Raw genomic sequence first — 16,954 nt, 5'->3', positions numbered from 1 at the left:
AAAAGTTGCAGACTTTTTGGATGAGATCATGCTGCCAAAAAAGGAAACCGGAATGCAGTATGACGTGATCATTATCGGCGGCAGCTATGCCGGCATGGCGGCAGCGCTGCAATTGGCGCGGGCGCGGCGACGGATCATGGTGATCGACGCAGGCGTGCGCCGCAACCGCTTCGCTTCAAGTTCGCACGGCTTCCTTGGCCGCGACGGCCACGCACCGGGCGCCATCGCGGAAGAGGCAAAACAGCAGCTCCTCGCTTATCGCACCCTCGAATGGGTAGAGGGCAAGGTTTCGAGCGCCGACCGCGCCAAAGTGGGTTTTCGCGTAACGACCGAGGCCGGGCAGGCCTATGACACGAAAAAGCTGGTCCTCGCGGTCGGCGTCGAAGATGTACTGCCCGCCCTCCCCGGCCTTCGGGAGCGCTGGGGAAAGAGTGTCTTCCACTGCCCCTATTGCCACGGCTATGAGTTGAATGAGGGAGATATCGGCGTGCTCGCCGTGGGGCCGGCGTCGATCCATCAGGCGCTGATGCTGCCGGACTGGGGCAAGACGACCTTCTTCACCAACAATGTCTTCTCGCCCGACGCCGAACAGCTGGCGCAAATGGCAAGCCGCGGCGCAAGTGTCGAGCCGACACCCGTCACCGAAATCACCGGGCATGCGGACCTCAACCTCGCCGATGGCCGTATCATCCCCCTCGCCGGTGTCTTCACCGCCCCCGCTACCCGGCCCTCGAGCCCGCTGGCCGAACAGCTGGGCTGCGCGATGGAGGAAGGCCCGCTCGGCCCCTTCATCCACACTGACGGCATGAAGGAAACCTCCGTTCCTGGCGTCTTTGCCTGCGGCGACGCCGCGCGCGGCGCGGGCAATGTCTCCCTCGCCGTCGGTGACGGCGCGATGGCCGGAACCGCTGCCCACCGCTCGCTTATGTTTTGAATGCCGCTCATGGTTTTCCCGGCTCACAGAGGCCGGGAAAACGTCGAGGAGCTCTTGTCCGGAATCGCCTGGCGGCTTAAGCCTGAAACCATGAAGATAGCCACCTGGAACATCAACGGCGTCAAGGCGCGCATCGACAACCTCCTGCGCTGGCTGAAGGAGTCGGCGCCGGACATTGCCTGCCTGCAGGAAATCAAATCCGTCGACGAGCAATTTCCGCGGCTGGAGATCGAGGCGCTTGGCTACCATGTCGAGACCCACGGCCAAAAGGGTTTCAACGGCGTTGCCATTCTCTCGAAGAAATCGCCGGATGAGGTAGTGCGCGGCCTTCCGGGCGATGACACCGACGAGCAGGCGCGCTTTATCGAGGCGGTGTTCTCGCGCGAGGGCGGCGGCGTCCTCCGCGTTGCCTCGCTTTATTTGCCCAATGGCAATCCTGCGCATACGGAAAAATACACCTACAAGCTTGGCTGGATGAAGAGGCTCGAGCGCTGGGCGGAAAGCCGTCTCAAGCTTGCGGAGCCGCTGGTGCTGGCGGGCGATTACAATGTGATCCCGCAGGCGGAGGACGCGAAGCATCCCGAACAATGGTTGAACGATGCTCTGTTCCTGCCTGAGACGCGGAAGGCCTTTCGGAGGCTGGAAAATCTCGGCCTCGCCGATGCGGTACGGCTTACCAGCGACGCGGCAGACCTCTATACGTTCTGGGATTATCAGGCGGGTGCGTGGCGCAGGGACAATGGCATCCGCATCGACCACCTCCTGCTCTCGCCGGAAGCCGCCGACCGCCTCGTCTACGCCGATATCGAAAAGCACGTCCGCGCCTGGGACAAGCCTTCCGACCATGTGCCGGTCGTGGTGAAACTGAAAGTGTAATTCGGGTAGATCAGCGCCAGCGTTCTACATCCGCGTGGATGAAATCGTCGCCGTTGAATAGAAGCGGGACCGACAGGCTCTTGGCGAGCGCATAGGCCGCGCAGTCACAAAGATTGAGCCGGGCTTTCGAATGGATACCCTTGCCGTAGCGGTTGAAGGCTTCTCCCGCCAGGCGCGCCTGTTTCTCCTTAAACGCGGCAACCTTGATAGTGCTCACCTTAAGGAACCGCCAGAAATCCTCTTCATGTTCCCGGCCACGCCGGGCACGCAGAACCGTTGCAGTCTCATGAACATTGACAGCCGACATGACCAATCCACTCGTGGAGGCAATTACCTCCGAGAAGACCACCTCTTCGGGTTCGTTCTCGAAAATTGCTACGACAGCCGATGAATCGATGACGATTATAGCTCGTTCAGATCGTCGGAGATTTCCTTGGGGCTACGGGGATCAAGAATTGGCCGTTTAGCGGCCCTCTTACCGAATTCGAGAATCTCTGCTGCCACCGTCGGGCGACGGCGTTGGAGCGTGGCCTCTTCAGAAATTCCCAACGCTTCCGCCTCCCGTTCCAACGCAGAGCGGATCAAATCCTCCGGCTCGCGCCCACTAAGGACGGAGACAAGACGGGCAAGGCGTTCTGTTTCTTCGGATAAGTGCAACATGGCGAACCTCTCTCAAAGTCCCCTCAATATAGTGGACTTTGAAGCATCGCGCCAGAAAAGGAATAAGGGGTGGGGCGAGTAGGTTATCGGCCATACTCCCAAATTCACTCCCCTCCCTCAAAAGTCTCCAGTCTTCACAATATCCCCCGCGAGCGAAATCGCGGTGCGGCGGTCGGCCTCGCCGGCGACGGAGAAGGCCTGCTCCTGCATGTTGCGGATCCAGTCGCAATCCTTGGACTTGCAACGCTCGAAGGCGGCGGTGAGCATGGCGAGGCCGCGCACGGTCTTGCCTGCCTGGAACAGCATGTTGCCGAGCATGGCCTGGGCTTTCACATTGCCCTTCTGCGCTGCGAGGCGGAACCAGCGGGCGGCCTGCACGGGATTGCGCGCGCCGCCCTCGCCCTTCAGCAGCATCCGGCCCAGTTCGTACTGCGCAGCCGGGTCGCCGAAATTGGAAGCAGCCTGGATGTAGAGCTCGCGGGCAATGCTCGGATTGGCCTCCACGGGCGAATCCGGGATGCCGCGCCGCACATAACCGGCCAGAGCGACCAGCGCGTCGGCGACGTAAGGCTCATTCTGCGAGCCGGGCTCGGCCCCGTCGCGCACGATCTTTTCGAAGATCTGGTAGGCCTCGTAATCGTTTTCCTTGACGCCGTCGCCTTCGGCATACATGCGGGCGAGCTTCCATTTGGCACCCTGGTGACCCATATCGGCGGCATAGCGCAGCGCCTTCAGCGCCTCGTCCTTATGGCCGCTCTTGTAGGCCGAGAAGCCGAACTTGAACAATTCGAAGGGATTGCTGCTCTTTTCCGGCTGGCTATCGGTGACATCGAAAGCGCGAGCATATCCGCAGGAGACGGCGAGTGTCAGTGCAATTCCGAACACCGGATATGTGAAGTGCTTAACGGCGCGCATCAATGCATTTCTCTTGAACATAAGCGGACAACATGTCTCGCCCTTTCCGGGTGCTCCGGGTTTGTGGCGGGAAATTGGCGAAGGGCCAAGCCGCCCGGGTCATGCACTTTCATGGTGAAGCGACTGTTGCTGAATCGACACGAAATTGGGAGAGAGGCCGGCGTGGCCACTACGCGCGATGAACTGGAAGAACATGTCGTTTAGCCCCTCGGACACCATTTTTCCTTGACTTTCATTAAAAGAAAGCCCGGCGAAAACCGGGCTTTCTCAATAGTTTACGCTAAAACATCGGCTCAGAACTTCAGCTTCGCTGAAACCGAAAGCGCGCCGACGAAATCATCGTCGAAATCGGCGATGGAACCCGTGAGGTTGCGTACACCATCGATGTAGGTGTTGTCCTTGGTGCCGGATGTGAGCAAGCCGACAGCACCAGCGAGGCGAACCTCGAACCGCTCGTTCGGCGAATAGGTCGTGCCGAGGCCGAGGGTCCAAGTATCCGTCTGCGATTGCAGGCCCGTTGACGTGCCGCGATCCCAAGTGAGGCTCGACGCCACTGACCATTGGTCGTTGAGCTTGTGCCCGACACCGCCGGTAACAGTCCAGCCATCGCGGTAGTAAAGGTCCAGGCCGGTGATCCGCGCGCCTGCGGGGATTGCAGCGAAGGGACCCGGAAGGCTTCCGCTCGTGTTCACGAAATTGATGACATCCTGATTCGACCAGTGGGTCCACTTGACCGAGCCAAACGCCAGCCAGTTCGGCGCGATGCCAGTCTGGAACTTGAACTCGACTGAATCAGGCACTTCCGCCTCGCCCACGACAGGGATCGTGATGGGGAACAGGCCGGTGACCGTGCCTTCCATATCGTATTTCACCTTCGACTGGTAGACCAGCGAAGCGCGAAGCGCATATTCCGGGATCTCGTAGGCCGCGCCGAGACGCCAGCCCCAGCTCTTGTCTTCAACATTGAGATAGCCGGTACGGAACGGCAGCGACGCACCGAAGGGCGTTGGGAAACCGGCCGGCAGATAGCGAGACTGGTAGCCCTCGATTTCCTGATAGGAAACGCCGCCGAGGATACGGATAAAACCCTTCTCGCCCGCAGCGAAGCGGTAGGAGCAGTTGAGGCCGTAATCGCGCGAGGTGATTTCCTGCTCGATGGCCGTGTACATCTCCACCGTGTCCGTGCCGACATCGGAGTGGATGCCGATCGGCTCACGATATTGCGCGGCGCAGGCGAGATCATCCGTCAGATCGACCTTGGCTGAGAATTTCGGCACCGCATAGCCCCGGGATTCGCCGGTGCTTGTCTCATAAGGTCGGCCAGTCGTCGGATTGATGCCGCGGGTCGCCGCGCCTACTGCCGAACCACGAATATTCTTCAGCTTCCGCTCCGGCTTCACATAAGTCACGCCGGACTCGATGCGCGTACCCGGCTCGAACAGGATGTCGAAATCCTGTGAGCTGCGTTCCATGCCGCCCGCATGCGCCGTGGCGGCCGTGCCTGCCGCGATCAGCACCGCGCTGATGATCTTTGTGCTACCCCTGCTCATGAATGTCCCTCCCCGGATCATTGACCGCAATCAATTTTGACGAAAACGTAACATGAAAGTGATGCCCGGCAAGAGGCCGCGAAACACCCTGTCTTCCCGCGAACAATGCACCTTCGTAAAAAGCCTGCATTTTCCGCTTCGACGTGCCGCTAATAAAGAGATTCTGCGTTTAAATACGCGATAAATAACCGGTTTTTAGGGATTTTTGGCTGATCCAGCACCTCTGTTGCCAAGCAGCAACAATGACCGCATATTGTTCAAATCATGGCAAAAAGCGGCGGCCCGACACCCGATTTCCGGAGGTGCCGAGCCGCGATGATGGGGTCGAATCAAAGCGTTCTATTCATCCCCTTCTTGCGGGGTGAACGAGTCTTGTTTGATGGAAACGCCAAGCGCCCTCGCCCTTCGAGGCTTCGTTCCGCTGCGCTTCACTACGCACCTCAGGATGAGGGCTACTACGGCGTTGCAACCCTTCACCTCATGGTGAGGTGTAAATGGAGCGCAGCAGAATGAGCCTCGAACCACGAGGTGAAGGGCGCAAAGTTCTTTCCGTCTAGATGTGAAATGCGCTAGCCGCCGATCCGCTGGCGCGCGGTGGCGATCTTCTTCGCCGCTTCGCGCAGTTCGGCAAGCTTTTCACGCTCGGCCTCGACGACTTCTTCCTTCGCATTGGCGACGAATTTCTCGTTGGAGAGCTTCTTCTCGATGCGCTCGATTTCGGCGGCGATCTTGCCTTCTTCCTTGGCGAGGCGCGCGCCTTCCGCATTGAGGTCGATGAGGCTGCCGAGCGGCAGGCAGGCTGTCGCCTCGCCGATGACAATCTGTGCCGAAGCCTTCGGCGCGTCGTTGGCAAAGCCAATCGATTCCACGCGCGCCAGCCGCTTGATCGCCGCGTCGTGACGCTCGAGCCGATCGCGGGTCAGGTCGTTCGCGCCGAGCACGACGAGCGGGGCGAGCGCGGAAGGCGGAACGTTCATCTCCGCCCGCACCGAGCGGATGCCGGAGACAAGCTCGATCAGCCAGTTGAGGTCCGCCGCCGCCGTATCGTCCTCGAAGTCGAGCACGGGCCACTCGGCATGCGCAAGCAAGGTCGGGCGCGTCTTGCCCTCGCCCGCCGTATGCGCCCAAAGCTCCTCCGTCATGAATGGCATGAAGGGGTGGAGCAGCTTGTAAATCTCATCGAGGCAGTAGGCGGCGCAGGCTTGCGCTTCCTTCTTGGCCGCCTCGTCCTCGCCCATGAAGATCGGCTTCAGCAGTTCCAGATACCAGTCGCAGAACTGGTTCCAGACGAATCTATAGGCCGCGCCTGCCGCCTCGTTGAATTTGTAGGCCGCGATGCCTTCGGTCACGGCGCGAGCGGCCCGCGTCAGCTCGGTGAGAATCCAGCGATTGACGGCGAGCTTGGCCTCAGCCGGGTCGAAGCTCTCGTCACGCGCTACGCCGTTCATCTCGGCAAAGCGGGTGGCGTTCCAGAGCTTGGTGCCGAAATTGCGATAGCCGGCGATGCGCGCCGGATCGAGCTTCACGTCACGCCCCTGCGCCGCCATGATGGCGAGCGTGAAGCGCAGCGCATCCGCGCCATATTCACCGATGAGGTCGAGCGGGTCGAGGACATTGCCCTTCGACTTCGACATCTTGGCGCCGTTCTTGTCGCGCACCAGCGCGTGGAGATAGATCGTATGGAACGGCTCCTCCTCCATGAAATGGAGCCCCATCATCATCATCCGGGCAACCCAGAAGAAGATGATGTCGAAGCCGGTGACGAGAACGCTCGTCGGGTAATAGGCGGCAAGCTCCGGCGTCTTTTCCGGCCAGCCGAAGGTCGAGAACGGCCAGAGCGCGGAAGAGAACCAAGTGTCGAGCACATCGGAATCGCGCGTCAGGGCAACGTCCTCGCCATAATGCGCGCGCGCCGCCGCCTTCGCCTCGCCCTCGGTTCGCTCGACGAAATAGGTGCCGTCCGGCCCGTACCAGGCAGGGATCTGATGGCCCCACCAGAGCTGGCGCGAGACGCACCAGGGCTGGATATTCTCCATCCAGTCGAAATAGGTCTTTTCCCAATTGGCGGGGATGATCTTCGTCCGCCCCTCGCGCACCGATGCAATCGCGGGCTTCGCCAACTCCGCCGCGTTAACATACCACTGGTCGGTCAGGAACGGCTCGATCGGCACGCCGCCGCGATCGCCATGGGGCACCGCATGGGTGTGGTCCTCGATCTTCTCGAGGTAGCCGCCCTCCTCCATCATCTCGACGATGCGCTTGCGCGCAGCGAAACGGTCGAGTCCGTCGAGATCATGGATCAGCTTGTCGAGATGGCTCGATGCCTCCAGCCCTTCGAGGAAATCATTGTTGTTCTTGAGCGTAATCGCCGCTTCGACGGTGAAGACGTTGATCTGACGAAGGCCGTTGCGCTTGCCCACCTCAAAATCGTTGAAATCATGGGCCGGCGTTATCTTGACCGCGCCGGACCCCGCTTCCGGATCGGCATAGTCATCGGCAACGATGGGGATAAGCCTGCCGACCAGCGGGAGCACGACATTGTTGCCGATGAGCGCGTGATAGCGCGGGTCTTGCCCGTTGACCGCAACGCCCGTGTCGCCGAGCATCGTCTCGGGACGCGTGGTGGCGACGACGATATAGGTGTGCGGATTCTCAGGATCGAACGGCACGTTCTCCAGGGGATAGCGGAAGTGCCAGAGATGGCCTTTCACTTCGCGCGACTCCACCTCGATATCGGAGATCGCCGTCAGCAGCTTCGGATCCCAGTTCACAAGGCGCTTGTCCTTGTAGATCAGGCCCTGCTTGTAAAGCGCGACGAAGACTTCGAGCACCGCCTTGGACAGGCCCTCATCCATGGTGAAGCGCTCGCGCGACCAGTCGCAGGACGCGCCCAGGCGGCGCAGCTGGTTGGCGATCATGCCGCCGGATTCGGCTTTCCATTGCCAGATACGCTCGATGAATTTCTCGCGGCCCATCACATGCCGGTTCGGCTCCTGCCGCTCCATCAGCTGGCGCTCGACCACCATTTGCGTGGCGATGCCGGCATGGTCCATGCCCGGCTGCCAGACGACATTCTTGCCCCGCATGCGCTCGAAGCGGACGAGAATGTCCTGAATCGTGTTATTGAGCGCATGGCCCATATGCAGCGAGCCGGTGACATTGGGCGGCGGGATGACGATGGAAAACGGATCCGCGCCCGGCTTCGCGCCCGCCCCGGCCTTGAAGGCCCCCACCTTCTCCCAGAGTTCGGCGATCTTCGGCTCGATGGCCGTGGCGTCGTATGTCTTCTCAAGCATGGAAAATGTCCGTCGGGGCTAATTCAAGCGGGAATGGGGTTCACGTGTAGGTTCTAAAATCACTTTTGGAGGGATTATGAAAGGGGAAAGACATCAGAAAGATAAATCCGTCGTGCCAAGCGCCCTCGTCCTTCGAGGCTCCCCTGACCAACCGTTCGACAAGCTCACGGTAAGGTCAGGCTCGCACCTCAGGGTGAGGGCTACTGAAGCGCCGACGCCCCTTCACCCTCATGGTGAGGTGCGAGGTCACCCTTCCACGGCTCGGGAAGTGTAAGCTTGGCGAACGGTTGAAAAGTGGAAGGGTGACCGGAGCCTCGAACCACGAGGGTGAAGGGGTCCAGAAATAGTTACCCCCGCATGCCGCGGACCACCCGCTCGATCTCCTCGCGCACCAGGCGCTCGACCAGTGAAGGCAGGTTGTTGTCGAGCCATTCCTGCAGCATGGGGCGCAGCATCTTCTCCGCCATCTCGTCGAAGGAGCGGCGCTGCTCGACGCGCATTGCAGTGGTGAGATCCTCGAAGGCGGCGGCTACCTGCCGTCCCGTTGTCGGCGAGATGATCGAAGACGCCTCGCTTGCGACATAGGGTGCAGGCGCTTCCTCGAAAGCGGGCTCGGCAGGTTCCGGCGCGGGCTGCGCCAGCTGGACAGGTTCAGGCGCTTTCGTGATCGTGGGGCGGGGCTCCATCGGCTCCACGCGCTTCTGCTCCACCGGCTCCACACGCTTTGGCGGCGCGACGGCGGGCGCGGGCTTCAAGGCCATCGGCGCTTCAGGTATCGCCGCTTTTACGGGGCGGTCGTCATTGACGGGGTCGAGAACGGGTTCCTCCTCCTCGTCCACCATCGGGTAAGATGGCTGCACCGGCGCTGGCGCTATGGAGGCGCCGCGCGCGTCCAGCGTGCCGCGCAGGCCGATGCGGGCGGCAAGGGCGTTCATCGCTTCATCCGTCTCCTGCGTGCGCCGGTCCTCGCGCTTCTCCTCCGCCTCTACAGGACGCGGCGCGGCCTGGACGGGCCGCAGCACCGGTTCGGGGTCACGGCGGAATTCGGCGATCTCACCGCGCACGGGCGCCACAGTGGGACGCTCCGGCTTGGGCGGCACGCTCTGCCGCACCACATCACTGTCCTCAATGATCCGACGAATGGAAGCCAGAATCTCTTCCATGGAGGGCTCACGCGCCGCGCTCGATGTCTGTGCCATATTCCGCCTTGTGCTGATTTGGTCCTGCCGCCTGCAGGCGAATCCATGGACTTAAGGTACCGGACGAAACCGGGTTTGAGAATCCCCGAGAGACATCCGGGGAAGCCAACTCACAGAATTATCAAATCGTAAACCATAAGACGATGCAGCGGATCTAATCACCCCGAAACGAAGCCTGCAACCAAAGAAACGCATCCGCATTTAATGCTTGGACATATTTCCGGTCGCAAACTGCCATGCTTGCGTCACGGAGCACTCCGGAAAAGCCATGAAGAAGACATCATCAGAGCCGAAAAACGAACGCACCGAGCAACAAAAAGGGCTCCAGCGGGGGTTAAAACCGCGGCATATCACGATGATCGCCATGGGAGGCGTGATCGGCGCCGGCCTCTTCGTCGGCTCCGGCGCGGTCATCGGAAGCGTCGGCCCCGCCGCCTTCCTCTCCTATGCGCTCACAGGGCTCATGATCATCATGGTCATGCGAATGCTGGGGGAGATGGCGATCGCCAATTCCGTGCAAGGCTCCTTTTCCCAGTATGCCCGGCTGGCGCTGGGCGACTGGGCGGGCTTCACCGTCGCATGGCTCTACTGGTATTTCTGGGTGATCGTCGTCGGCGCTGAGGCTGTGGCGGGTGCCGGCATCCTGCAGAAATGGCTGCCCGACCTGCCGCTCTGGGCGGCCTCGCTCGGCCTCATCGTGCTGATGACCGCCACCAACCTTTATTCGGTCCGCTCCTATGGCGAGTTCGAATATTGGTTCGCCAGCATCAAGGTCGCGGCCATCATCGCGTTCCTCGCGCTGGGCACGGCCTATGTGTCCGGGCTCTGGCCCGGAAAATCCGCGGACTTCTCGAACCTTCACCCCGCCGAGGGCTTCCTGCCGCATGGGGTGAGCGCGGTCTTTACCGGCATCGCGGTGGTCGTGTTTTCGATGGTGGGAGCGGAGATCGCCACGGTCGCCGCGGCGGAAGCCAAGGACCCCGAGCAGGCGGTGCTCAAGGCCACCCGCTCCGTGATCCTTCGCATCCTCGTCTTCTATGTGGGCTGCATATTGCTGCTCACGACGATCCTGCCCTGGAACAGCCTCCCGCCCAACACGTCCCCCTTCGTCGACGCACTCGACAAGATGGGCATTCCCGGCGCCGGAGATGTGATGAATGTGGTGGTGCTGACCGCCGTCCTCTCCTGCCTCAATTCCGGCCTCTACACCGCCTCGCGCATGCTGTTCGTGCTTGCCAGGCGCGGCGAAGCGCCCGCCGGGCTCGCCAAAACCACGGCCAACGGCGTCCCGATGGGCGCGATCCTCGCCTCGACCGGGGTCGGCTATCTCTGCGTCATAGCCGCATGGCTTTCGCCCGAGAGGGTATTCCTGTTCCTGCTCAATTCATCCGGCGCGATCATTCTCTTCGTCTACCTGTTCATCGCCGTCTCGCAACTGGTGCTGCGCCGGCGCACGCCGCCGAAACGGCTGCGGGTGAAAATGTGGCTCTACCCCTGGCTGACGCTCGCCACCATAGCCGGAATGGTATCGGTGATCGTGATGATGCTGTGGGAGCCAAGCACCCGCTCCCAGGTTACACTCAGCCTCGTCTCCGCCCTCGCCATCGTCGCCATATGGCTCTTCCGGTCGAGGATTACACATATTTATGGGGCTCTGTTCCAGCGGGGGCGGTAAAGGGCCAAGAACATCTTTATCGTTGCGGCAAGCTGTAAATCTTATCGAAAGCCCTCATTTCACGGAGGCGTTCTCTAGGGATACAGACCGAACCACCAGCTGGCGAGACCGAGAAAGGCGAAGAATCCGGTCACGTCGGTCACCATCGTCACGAAAACCGAGGAGGCGATGGCCGGGTCCGCGCCCACTCGGTGAAGGAGCAGCGGGATAAGGATGCCGCCGAGGGCCGCGGCTAGCATGTTGATGACCATGGCGGCCGCGATGATCCCGCCTAATTGCAGGCTGTGGAACCATCCACCCGCGACGAGGCCGATCAGAACCGCGAAGATGACGCCGTTCAGAATGCCTATGACCGCCTCGCGACGGATGATGCGACTGGCATTGTAGATGTCGATGTCGCGCGTCGCGATGGCGCGCACGGTCACCGTCATGGTCTGCGTCGCCGCGTTGCCGCCCATCGACGCGACGATGGGCATCAGGACGGCGAGCGCCACCATTTCCTGAATGGTCGCCTCGAACAGGCCGATGACGGAGGCGGAAAGGAAGGCGGTCAGGAGATTGACGAGCAGCCAGGGCACGCGCGAGCGGGAAATGTGGAACACCTTGTCCGACAACTCTTCATCGCCGACGCCGCCAAGGCGCAGAATGTCCTCTTCCGCCTCGGCCTTGATGACATCGACCACGTCGTCGATGGTGAGGACGCCGACCAGACGCTCGTTCTCGTCCACCACGGCGGCGGAGAGAAGGTCGTACTGCTCGAATATCTGCGCGGCCTCTTCCTGGTCCATCGTCGCCGGAATGGCGTGGCGCGTCTCCTGCATGACGTCCTCGACCTTGGTGGCGCGGCCTGAGCGCAGGATGCGGTCGAGATCGATAGCGCCCAGCAGGCGGAAGGTCGGGTCGATGACGAAGACCTGCGAGAAACGGTCCGGCAGGTCGTTGTCCTCGCGCATGTAGTCGATGGTCTGACCGATGGTCCAGAAGGGCGGCACGGCGACGAATTCCGTCTGCATGCGCCGGCCGGCGCTTTCCTCGGGATATTCGAGCGAGCGGCGGAGTTTTACGCGCTCGATGAAAGGCAGCTTGGCGAGGATGTCTTCCTGGTCTTCCGCGTCGAGGTCTTCGAGAATATAGACCGCGTCGTCGGAATCGAGTTCCTGCACGCCCTCGGCGATTTGCTCATTGGGCAGCGCATCGACGATTTCGAGACGAACCGCCTCGTCCACTTCGGTGAGCGCCTCGAAATTGAATTCGTCGCCCAGAAGCTGGACCAGCGCCTGACGCTGCTCCGGCTGCAAGGCCTGCAGCACATGGCCGAGCTCGGAGGCGTGAAGCGTGCCGACATCCGAACGCAGGAACAGCACGTCCCGGTCGGCAATGGCCGCGCCGACACGGGCGAGAAAGGAAGAGCGCACCGCGCCATCATCGCCATAGATGTCGGTCTCATGGCTCTGCGCCGCCTCATGCCTGTCTTTTGTCTCGATATCGACCATCGGATTTCCGTTCAGAATGGGCAGCCGCGTCGACCGGGTACAAGGCAATTGGCACCCTTACCGAACCGACCTCTATGGTGCGCGGCGCAACGCACCACCTGCTTTATCGCCGGAAATTAGGCAATAGCACGGACGCCTTTTTTCTGAATGACTGTCAAAAGCTTCAATGCGGGGCCGCCCGGCTTTTTTACGCCGCGCTCCCAATCCGATACGAGGCCCTTGCTAACGTTCAGATAGCGGGCAAATACGGGCTGCGAGAGATGCTCGCGTTCACGAATCGCGCGGATTTCTTCCGGTGCGAGAGGCTGCAACGTGGTAAGGCAGGCTTCGTCGAAATCACGCATCGTCTGCTTGTCGATCGCGCCGCTCTCGTACAGCCCCTCCATGGTTTCATGGATCGCCGCCATCGCCTCGCTTTTATAATTCTTCGCCATCTGAAACCTCCGAGAAACGTTCCTTCTCGATCAATGTCGCTATCTGTTCATCGGATAAGGCGAGGACCTCCTTTGCCATCTTCTTGAACAAGACTTCCTCTTCCCTGATAATATTATCCTGACCGCTCTTTGCGAAGCCGAATACGAAAAATGCCCGGTGTGCCTGCCTGTAGAGAATGATCGTGCGGTATCCGCCCGATTTCCCCTGCCCGTCCCGCGCAACCCGCTGCTTGATAACACCACCGCCAAGATCGGCGTCGATCAGGCCGCGTTCGGCGCGCCGCACCGCGTCCCTCAAGGCAGTGTCCGCGATGCGCTGCTTTCGCGCGAAGCGCTCAAACCAGGCGTTCTTGAAAATTCTTATCACTGCCTAGCCTCATATATAACACCAAGCGCTACACTTCAAGGCAAGGCCTCATTTGCATGCTCCCGAAATTGAAAACGCTTTCACGATAATTTTTGCTGGATAGCTTGCGTTATAGGGAGCGCAAACGCAATGATCCCGGCCATGAGCCGCCAGAAGAAAATCGCCCTTGCCGCAGCATTTGCCGTCCTCGCCTTCTTCCTTGCCCTCGGCCAGTGGACGATGGCGAAGGGGCAAAAGGCGTTGCATGCGCTTGCCAAGGAAGGCGGGTTCTGCAAGACAGAGACCTGCGAGGAAGGAATGGCCTATGCTTCCGATTATCTGGGCACCGAGTTCGGGCATTCGCCGCGCATGGTCCGCTGGTGCATGGGAGTCGATGCGATCGCCGAGGAGAAGCTCGCGTTCGGCAATTCGCTGAAGGGCGCTTTGACCTATATACTGTATGTTCCTTGCGGCGATCCCAATGTCGACGCGACCGAAGAGTGAAACGGCATGAACTTCTATTTGCGCTGCCTCGCCTGGCTTGTGCTGATTGCCATACTGGTCGTGACGGTGGGGCCGATCCGCTTGCGCCCCGTGACCGGTGAGCCGGTCGATCTGGAACGTTTCTTCGCTTTCTTCATCGTCGGCGCGCTCTTTGCCCTCGCCTATCCGAAGCATTGGCTTTCGGTCCTAGTTCTAGTTGTGGGATCGGCGGCGCTGTTCGAAATTCTGCAACGCATTGCGCCGGGCCGGCATGGCGAGGCTACCGATTTCGTCGTCAAGGCGGCGGGCGGGTTTATCGGCGTCAGCCTTGGCTCGCTTGCCCGGCGCCTTATCCGTGCGCCCTGACAGCTATACGGCGCAAATATGCAGACGAACGCCATCAAAGCCTTCATTATCCACCTCCCCCGCGCCACGGACCGCCGCGCGCAGGTGGAAACGCTCGTTCGCGAACTGCCCGTGCCTGCTGAGATTATCGATGCGGTGGATGGGCGCGCGCTGCCACAAACGCAGATCGACCGCTTCTATCGCCGCCATATGCACAAGCCGCATTATCCCTTCCGACTCAGCGTCAACGAGATCGCCTGTTTCCTGTCGCATCGCAAGGCATGGCAGGCGATTGTCGATCAGGGGCTCGCCGGGGGCTTGGTGCTGGAGGACGATGTGGCGCTGAACGGAGATTTCCCCGCCGCCTTCGCCGCCGCGCGCGACTTTCTTGCACCCGACCGCTTCATCCGCCTCCCCTTCCGCCCCGGCAAGGAAAGCGGCGCAGAGCTTTTTCGCACGGAAAATGCGCGCATCATCCAGCCGGTGCCGGTGGGCCTTGGCATGGTAGCGCAATTGATCGGCCGCGATGCCGCAAGTCGATTGCTGGCCTTTACCGAGCAGTTCGATCGCCCGGTGGATACAATGATGCAGATGACATGGGCAACGGGGATAAAGCCGCTCTCGGTCCATCCCGGCGGCGTGGAAGAGGTTTCGGCCCATATCGGCGGCAGTACGATCAAGCAGAAGCGCTCCCTCACGCACCGGCTCTCGCGCGAGATTTTTCGTCCCATCTACCGAATGCGTATAAAATCGCTCTCCCATAGGCAGGAGCGGTCATGAGCGTCCCCATCCTGCTCTATCACCAGATCGACATTCCCCTTAAGCGGAAGGCGCCCTTTCGCAGCATGACCGTGCATCCCGACCGCTTCCGCCGCCAGATGCGATGGCTGAAGCGGCTGGGCTACAAGGGTCTGTCGCTGCGCGATGCCCTGCCCTATATCGAGGGACACGAGCGCGGCAAGGTCGCGGTCATCACTTTCGACGACGGCTTCCGCAATGTCTATGAGAACGCCCTGCCGGTACTGCAGGAACTGGGCTTCACCGCCACGAATTTCTTCGTTTCGAACCAGATCGGCGGGCGCAACGAATGGGACATCCCCATAGGCGTCGCACCGGCCCCTTGCATGTCGGCGGCGCAATTGCGCGAATGGGCGGCGCTCGGGCATGAGGTCGGCGCGCATACGCTCGACCATGTGCATCTCCGGGACGTTCCGTTTGACGAAGCGAAGCGGCAGATATCAGGCTCGCGCGAGGCATTGCAGGATATTCTGGGGGAGCCCATCACCTCTTTCGCCTACCCTTATGGCGACGAGAATGCGCAATTGCGCGAGGCGGTGCGGGAAGCCGGGTTTACCCACGCGCTGACAACGGAAAGGCGCAAGGCGAAGCCGGATGATGATCCCTTCGGCCTCCCGCGCCTCACTATTCGCCGCAACGACACGGTGGTTCATTTTCTGAAGAAGTGCCTGTTTTAAGCCGCCGCCAGCGCCAGGGCCTGATTGCGGGCGGTTTCTCTGATGGCGTCGAGATGGATGCTGCGCAGCAGGGCTTCCAGATCGCTGTTTGCGGCGCTGAAGCGGGGCTCGTCGTCCTTGTGAGCGGCGGAGAGCATGATCTGTGAGATTTCCCGCGGGCCGGCGATGAGCTTTCCGTCCGCCACTTTTCGCCACGCATGAAGAGCGGAGATGAGCGGGCGGTGGGTTCCTTCCGCCAGGCCCGCGCTGCGGAACAGCGCAGCAAGCGCGGCATCGCGGCCTTGGCCCAGGATCGCGCCGACGCGGTGGCCCGGCTGGCCGGACAGGGAGACGAGGACCGCACCGAAGAAATCGATTTTGCCATGAGCGACGGTGCGGACGATGAAGGCAGTGGTGAGAATGCCCCTCGCCTGCAGATGCTCGACTAATTCTGCATGGTCCGCATGGGGACATTGGCCGGCAATATCCAGCGAGACTTTTGCGCAGGCTTCACGCGCGACCCGCTCCGCCCTGCCCTTGCCCATCGTCGCGGTGACCAGAGGCATGTCCGCCAACGCCTCGCCGATGCGCACCGCCAGCAGATGGCGGGAATCGGCGGGCAGTTCCGCGCGCTCCCGCAGGGCTTCGCGGACATCGGCGTGGCTTCCCAGCCGCGCCGCCATGCGGCGGAAGGTCGAAGGCGCAATCTGGGCGGTGCTGTTGCGCAGGAGATCGACGCAGGCTGCGGGCGCTGCGACTTCGGCTATCGCTGCTGACAGAGCGAAGGACACTTCAGGACGCATGGCGATGAGGCGCTGCGCCGGTTCGTCTCCCATCGCTACGCGGTCGATGAGGTCGATGTCGCGCAGAAGCGGCGAGCGCGCGAGGATAAAACCGGAGATTTCCACCTGCTCATTCGCGAGCGCCAACACGATTGGCAATGGCGCGTCACGGCTCAGGGAAAGTGCTTCGGCCAGCGCGGCGCGCACCTTTGGCGAGGGGTCGTCGAGGAGCAACGTCAATGCTGCTTCCGCCGCCTGCCTCTCACCGGATGGAAGGGTGGACTGGAGATAGGCCCGCGCCAATGCGCTTGCCGCCGCGCGGCGCTGCGCCACGGACGCCTCGCCCATCCACTTCAGAAAATGCCGGATAATCATTACACCCGCCCGCAACCCAACTACCCCGCGAACAGGTGTAGCGGGAAAAAGTTTACGGACGGTTCACCATGTTAGTGAGTAGTGAGATAGTGAACAGTGAGATAGTGAGGAGAACCCTTTCTATCTCACTACCTCAC

16 protein-coding genes are annotated in these 16,954 nt (G+C 61.2%); 7 read left to right on the top strand and 9 right to left on the bottom strand.

Annotated elements, in window-relative coordinates; all coding sequences use genetic code 11:
* Positions 1–52: 52 nt before the first annotated feature.
* Entirely contained in the window at positions 53–934 is an 882-nt protein-coding gene (locus IEX53_RS03305; protein ID WP_188821816.1) for an NAD(P)/FAD-dependent oxidoreductase, read from the top strand.
* Between the two features lie 90 nt (positions 935–1,024).
* Positions 1,025–1,810, top strand: coding sequence for an exodeoxyribonuclease III (gene xth / locus IEX53_RS03300; protein ID WP_188821423.1), 786 nt, complete (start codon positions 1,025–1,027; stop codon positions 1,808–1,810).
* Positions 1,811–1,820: 10 nt separating this feature from the next.
* On the opposite strand, the gene IEX53_RS03295 is transcribed toward xth, so the two are convergent.
* The 5 genes from IEX53_RS03295 to IEX53_RS03275 all read right to left on the bottom strand — a co-directional run bounded on the left by IEX53_RS03295 (position 1,821) and on the right by IEX53_RS03275 (position 9,430).
* Entirely contained in the window at positions 1,821–2,207 is a 387-nt protein-coding gene (locus IEX53_RS03295; RefSeq protein ID WP_268902569.1) for a type II toxin-antitoxin system VapC family toxin, read from the bottom strand.
* 380 nt (positions 2,208–2,587) lie between these two features.
* The gene (locus IEX53_RS03290; protein WP_188821812.1) at positions 2,588–3,385 is read right to left on the bottom strand and encodes a tetratricopeptide repeat protein; all 798 of its coding nucleotides are present in this window, start codon (positions 3,383–3,385) and stop codon (positions 2,588–2,590) included.
* A 293-nt stretch (positions 3,386–3,678) separates the two neighbouring features.
* On the bottom strand, positions 3,679–4,935 hold the full coding sequence (locus IEX53_RS03285; RefSeq protein WP_236016008.1) for an OmpP1/FadL family transporter: 1,257 nt from the start codon (positions 4,933–4,935) through the stop codon (positions 3,679–3,681).
* Between the two features lie 569 nt (positions 4,936–5,504).
* Positions 5,505–8,231, bottom strand: coding sequence for a valine--tRNA ligase (locus IEX53_RS03280; protein WP_188821419.1), 2,727 nt, complete (start codon positions 8,229–8,231; stop codon positions 5,505–5,507).
* 347 nt (positions 8,232–8,578) lie between these two features.
* Positions 8,579–9,430 carry a PopZ family protein gene (locus IEX53_RS03275; protein WP_188821411.1) on the bottom strand — a complete coding sequence of 284 codons (852 nt, stop codon included), beginning with the start codon at positions 9,428–9,430 and terminating at the stop codon, positions 8,579–8,581.
* A gap of 268 nt (positions 9,431–9,698) precedes the next feature.
* On the opposite strand from IEX53_RS03275, the gene IEX53_RS03270 reads away from it, so the two are divergent.
* Positions 9,699–11,105 carry an amino acid permease gene (locus IEX53_RS03270; protein WP_188821409.1) on the top strand — a complete coding sequence of 469 codons (1,407 nt, stop codon included), beginning with the start codon at positions 9,699–9,701 and terminating at the stop codon, positions 11,103–11,105.
* A 74-nt stretch (positions 11,106–11,179) separates the two neighbouring features.
* Here IEX53_RS03270 and mgtE read toward each other — a convergent pair whose 3' ends face one another.
* From mgtE to IEX53_RS03255, 3 genes are all read right to left on the bottom strand, one after another.
* A complete protein-coding gene (mgtE, locus tag IEX53_RS03265; RefSeq protein ID WP_188821407.1) occupies positions 11,180–12,598 on the bottom strand; it encodes a magnesium transporter in 1,419 nt (472 codons plus the stop codon).
* 116 nt (positions 12,599–12,714) lie between these two features.
* A complete protein-coding gene (locus IEX53_RS03260; RefSeq protein WP_188821405.1) occupies positions 12,715–13,032 on the bottom strand; it encodes a helix-turn-helix domain-containing protein in 318 nt (105 codons plus the stop codon).
* The gene (locus IEX53_RS03255) at positions 13,016–13,396 is read right to left on the bottom strand and encodes a type II toxin-antitoxin system RelE/ParE family toxin (protein ID WP_188821810.1); all 381 of its coding nucleotides are present in this window, start codon (positions 13,394–13,396) and stop codon (positions 13,016–13,018) included. Before IEX53_RS03255 ends, IEX53_RS03260 begins: the two co-directional genes overlap by 17 nt.
* Positions 13,397–13,540: 144 nt before the next feature.
* Between IEX53_RS03255 and IEX53_RS03250 the strand changes: the two genes are divergently transcribed.
* Genes IEX53_RS03250 through IEX53_RS03235 form a run of 4 tightly spaced genes read left to right on the top strand, consistent with a single transcriptional unit; the run spans position 13,541 to position 15,681 of the window.
* Complete coding sequence (locus IEX53_RS03250) at positions 13,541–13,882, top strand: hypothetical protein (RefSeq protein WP_188821403.1); 342 nt, start codon at positions 13,541–13,543, stop codon at positions 13,880–13,882.
* A 6-nt stretch (positions 13,883–13,888) separates the two neighbouring features.
* Complete coding sequence (locus IEX53_RS03245) at positions 13,889–14,227, top strand: VanZ family protein (protein ID WP_188821401.1); 339 nt, start codon at positions 13,889–13,891, stop codon at positions 14,225–14,227.
* 18 nt (positions 14,228–14,245) lie between these two features.
* Entirely contained in the window at positions 14,246–14,986 is a 741-nt protein-coding gene (locus IEX53_RS03240) for a glycosyltransferase family 25 protein (protein WP_188821399.1), read from the top strand.
* Positions 14,983–15,681, top strand: coding sequence for a polysaccharide deacetylase family protein (locus IEX53_RS03235; protein ID WP_188821397.1), 699 nt, complete (start codon positions 14,983–14,985; stop codon positions 15,679–15,681). Before IEX53_RS03240 ends, IEX53_RS03235 begins: the two co-directional genes overlap by 4 nt.
* Here IEX53_RS03235 and IEX53_RS03230 read toward each other — a convergent pair.
* Positions 15,678–16,817 (bottom strand): DUF2336 domain-containing protein, encoded by a 1,140-nt coding sequence (locus IEX53_RS03230; protein ID WP_188821395.1) that lies wholly within the window; start codon positions 16,815–16,817, stop codon positions 15,678–15,680. The genes IEX53_RS03235 and IEX53_RS03230 overlap by 4 nt on opposite strands.
* Positions 16,818–16,954: the final 137 nt, after the last annotated feature.

Origin of the sequence: Paramesorhizobium endophyticum, from assembly GCF_014640615.1 — a bacterium.
Classification (GTDB): Bacteria; Pseudomonadota; Alphaproteobacteria; order Rhizobiales; family Rhizobiaceae; genus Paramesorhizobium; species Paramesorhizobium endophyticum.
Note: the sequence above shows the minus strand (reverse complement) of the source record. Positions and strands in the feature narration are given on the sequence as shown.

Excerpts from the sequence above, each read along its gene's own strand:
- IEX53_RS03240 (WP_188821399.1), top strand. The coding sequence starts at position 14,246 with ATGCAGACGAACGCCATCAAAGCCTTCATTATCCACCTCCCCCGCGCC.
- IEX53_RS03280 (WP_188821419.1), bottom strand. The coding sequence starts at position 8,231 with ATGCTTGAGAAGACATACGACGCCACGGCCATCGAGCCGAAGATCGCC.
- IEX53_RS03250 (WP_188821403.1), top strand. The coding sequence starts at position 13,541 with ATGAGCCGCCAGAAGAAAATCGCCCTTGCCGCAGCATTTGCCGTCCTC.
- IEX53_RS03260 (WP_188821405.1), bottom strand. The coding sequence starts at position 13,032 with ATGGCGAAGAATTATAAAAGCGAGGCGATGGCGGCGATCCATGAAACC.
- IEX53_RS03235 (WP_188821397.1), top strand. The coding sequence starts at position 14,983 with ATGAGCGTCCCCATCCTGCTCTATCACCAGATCGACATTCCCCTTAAG.
- IEX53_RS03270 (WP_188821409.1), top strand. The coding sequence starts at position 9,699 with ATGAAGAAGACATCATCAGAGCCGAAAAACGAACGCACCGAGCAACAA.
- mgtE (WP_188821407.1), bottom strand. The coding sequence starts at position 12,598 with ATGGTCGATATCGAGACAAAAGACAGGCATGAGGCGGCGCAGAGCCAT.
- IEX53_RS03290 (WP_188821812.1), bottom strand. The coding sequence starts at position 3,385 with ATGCGCGCCGTTAAGCACTTCACATATCCGGTGTTCGGAATTGCACTG.
- IEX53_RS03285 (WP_236016008.1), bottom strand. The coding sequence starts at position 4,935 with ATGAGCAGGGGTAGCACAAAGATCATCAGCGCGGTGCTGATCGCGGCA.
- IEX53_RS03275 (WP_188821411.1), bottom strand. The coding sequence starts at position 9,430 with ATGGCACAGACATCGAGCGCGGCGCGTGAGCCCTCCATGGAAGAGATT.
- IEX53_RS03305 (WP_188821816.1), top strand. The coding sequence starts at position 53 with ATGCAGTATGACGTGATCATTATCGGCGGCAGCTATGCCGGCATGGCG.
- IEX53_RS03230 (WP_188821395.1), bottom strand. The coding sequence starts at position 16,817 with ATGATTATCCGGCATTTTCTGAAGTGGATGGGCGAGGCGTCCGTGGCG.
- xth (WP_188821423.1), top strand. The coding sequence starts at position 1,025 with ATGAAGATAGCCACCTGGAACATCAACGGCGTCAAGGCGCGCATCGAC.
- IEX53_RS03245 (WP_188821401.1), top strand. The coding sequence starts at position 13,889 with ATGAACTTCTATTTGCGCTGCCTCGCCTGGCTTGTGCTGATTGCCATA.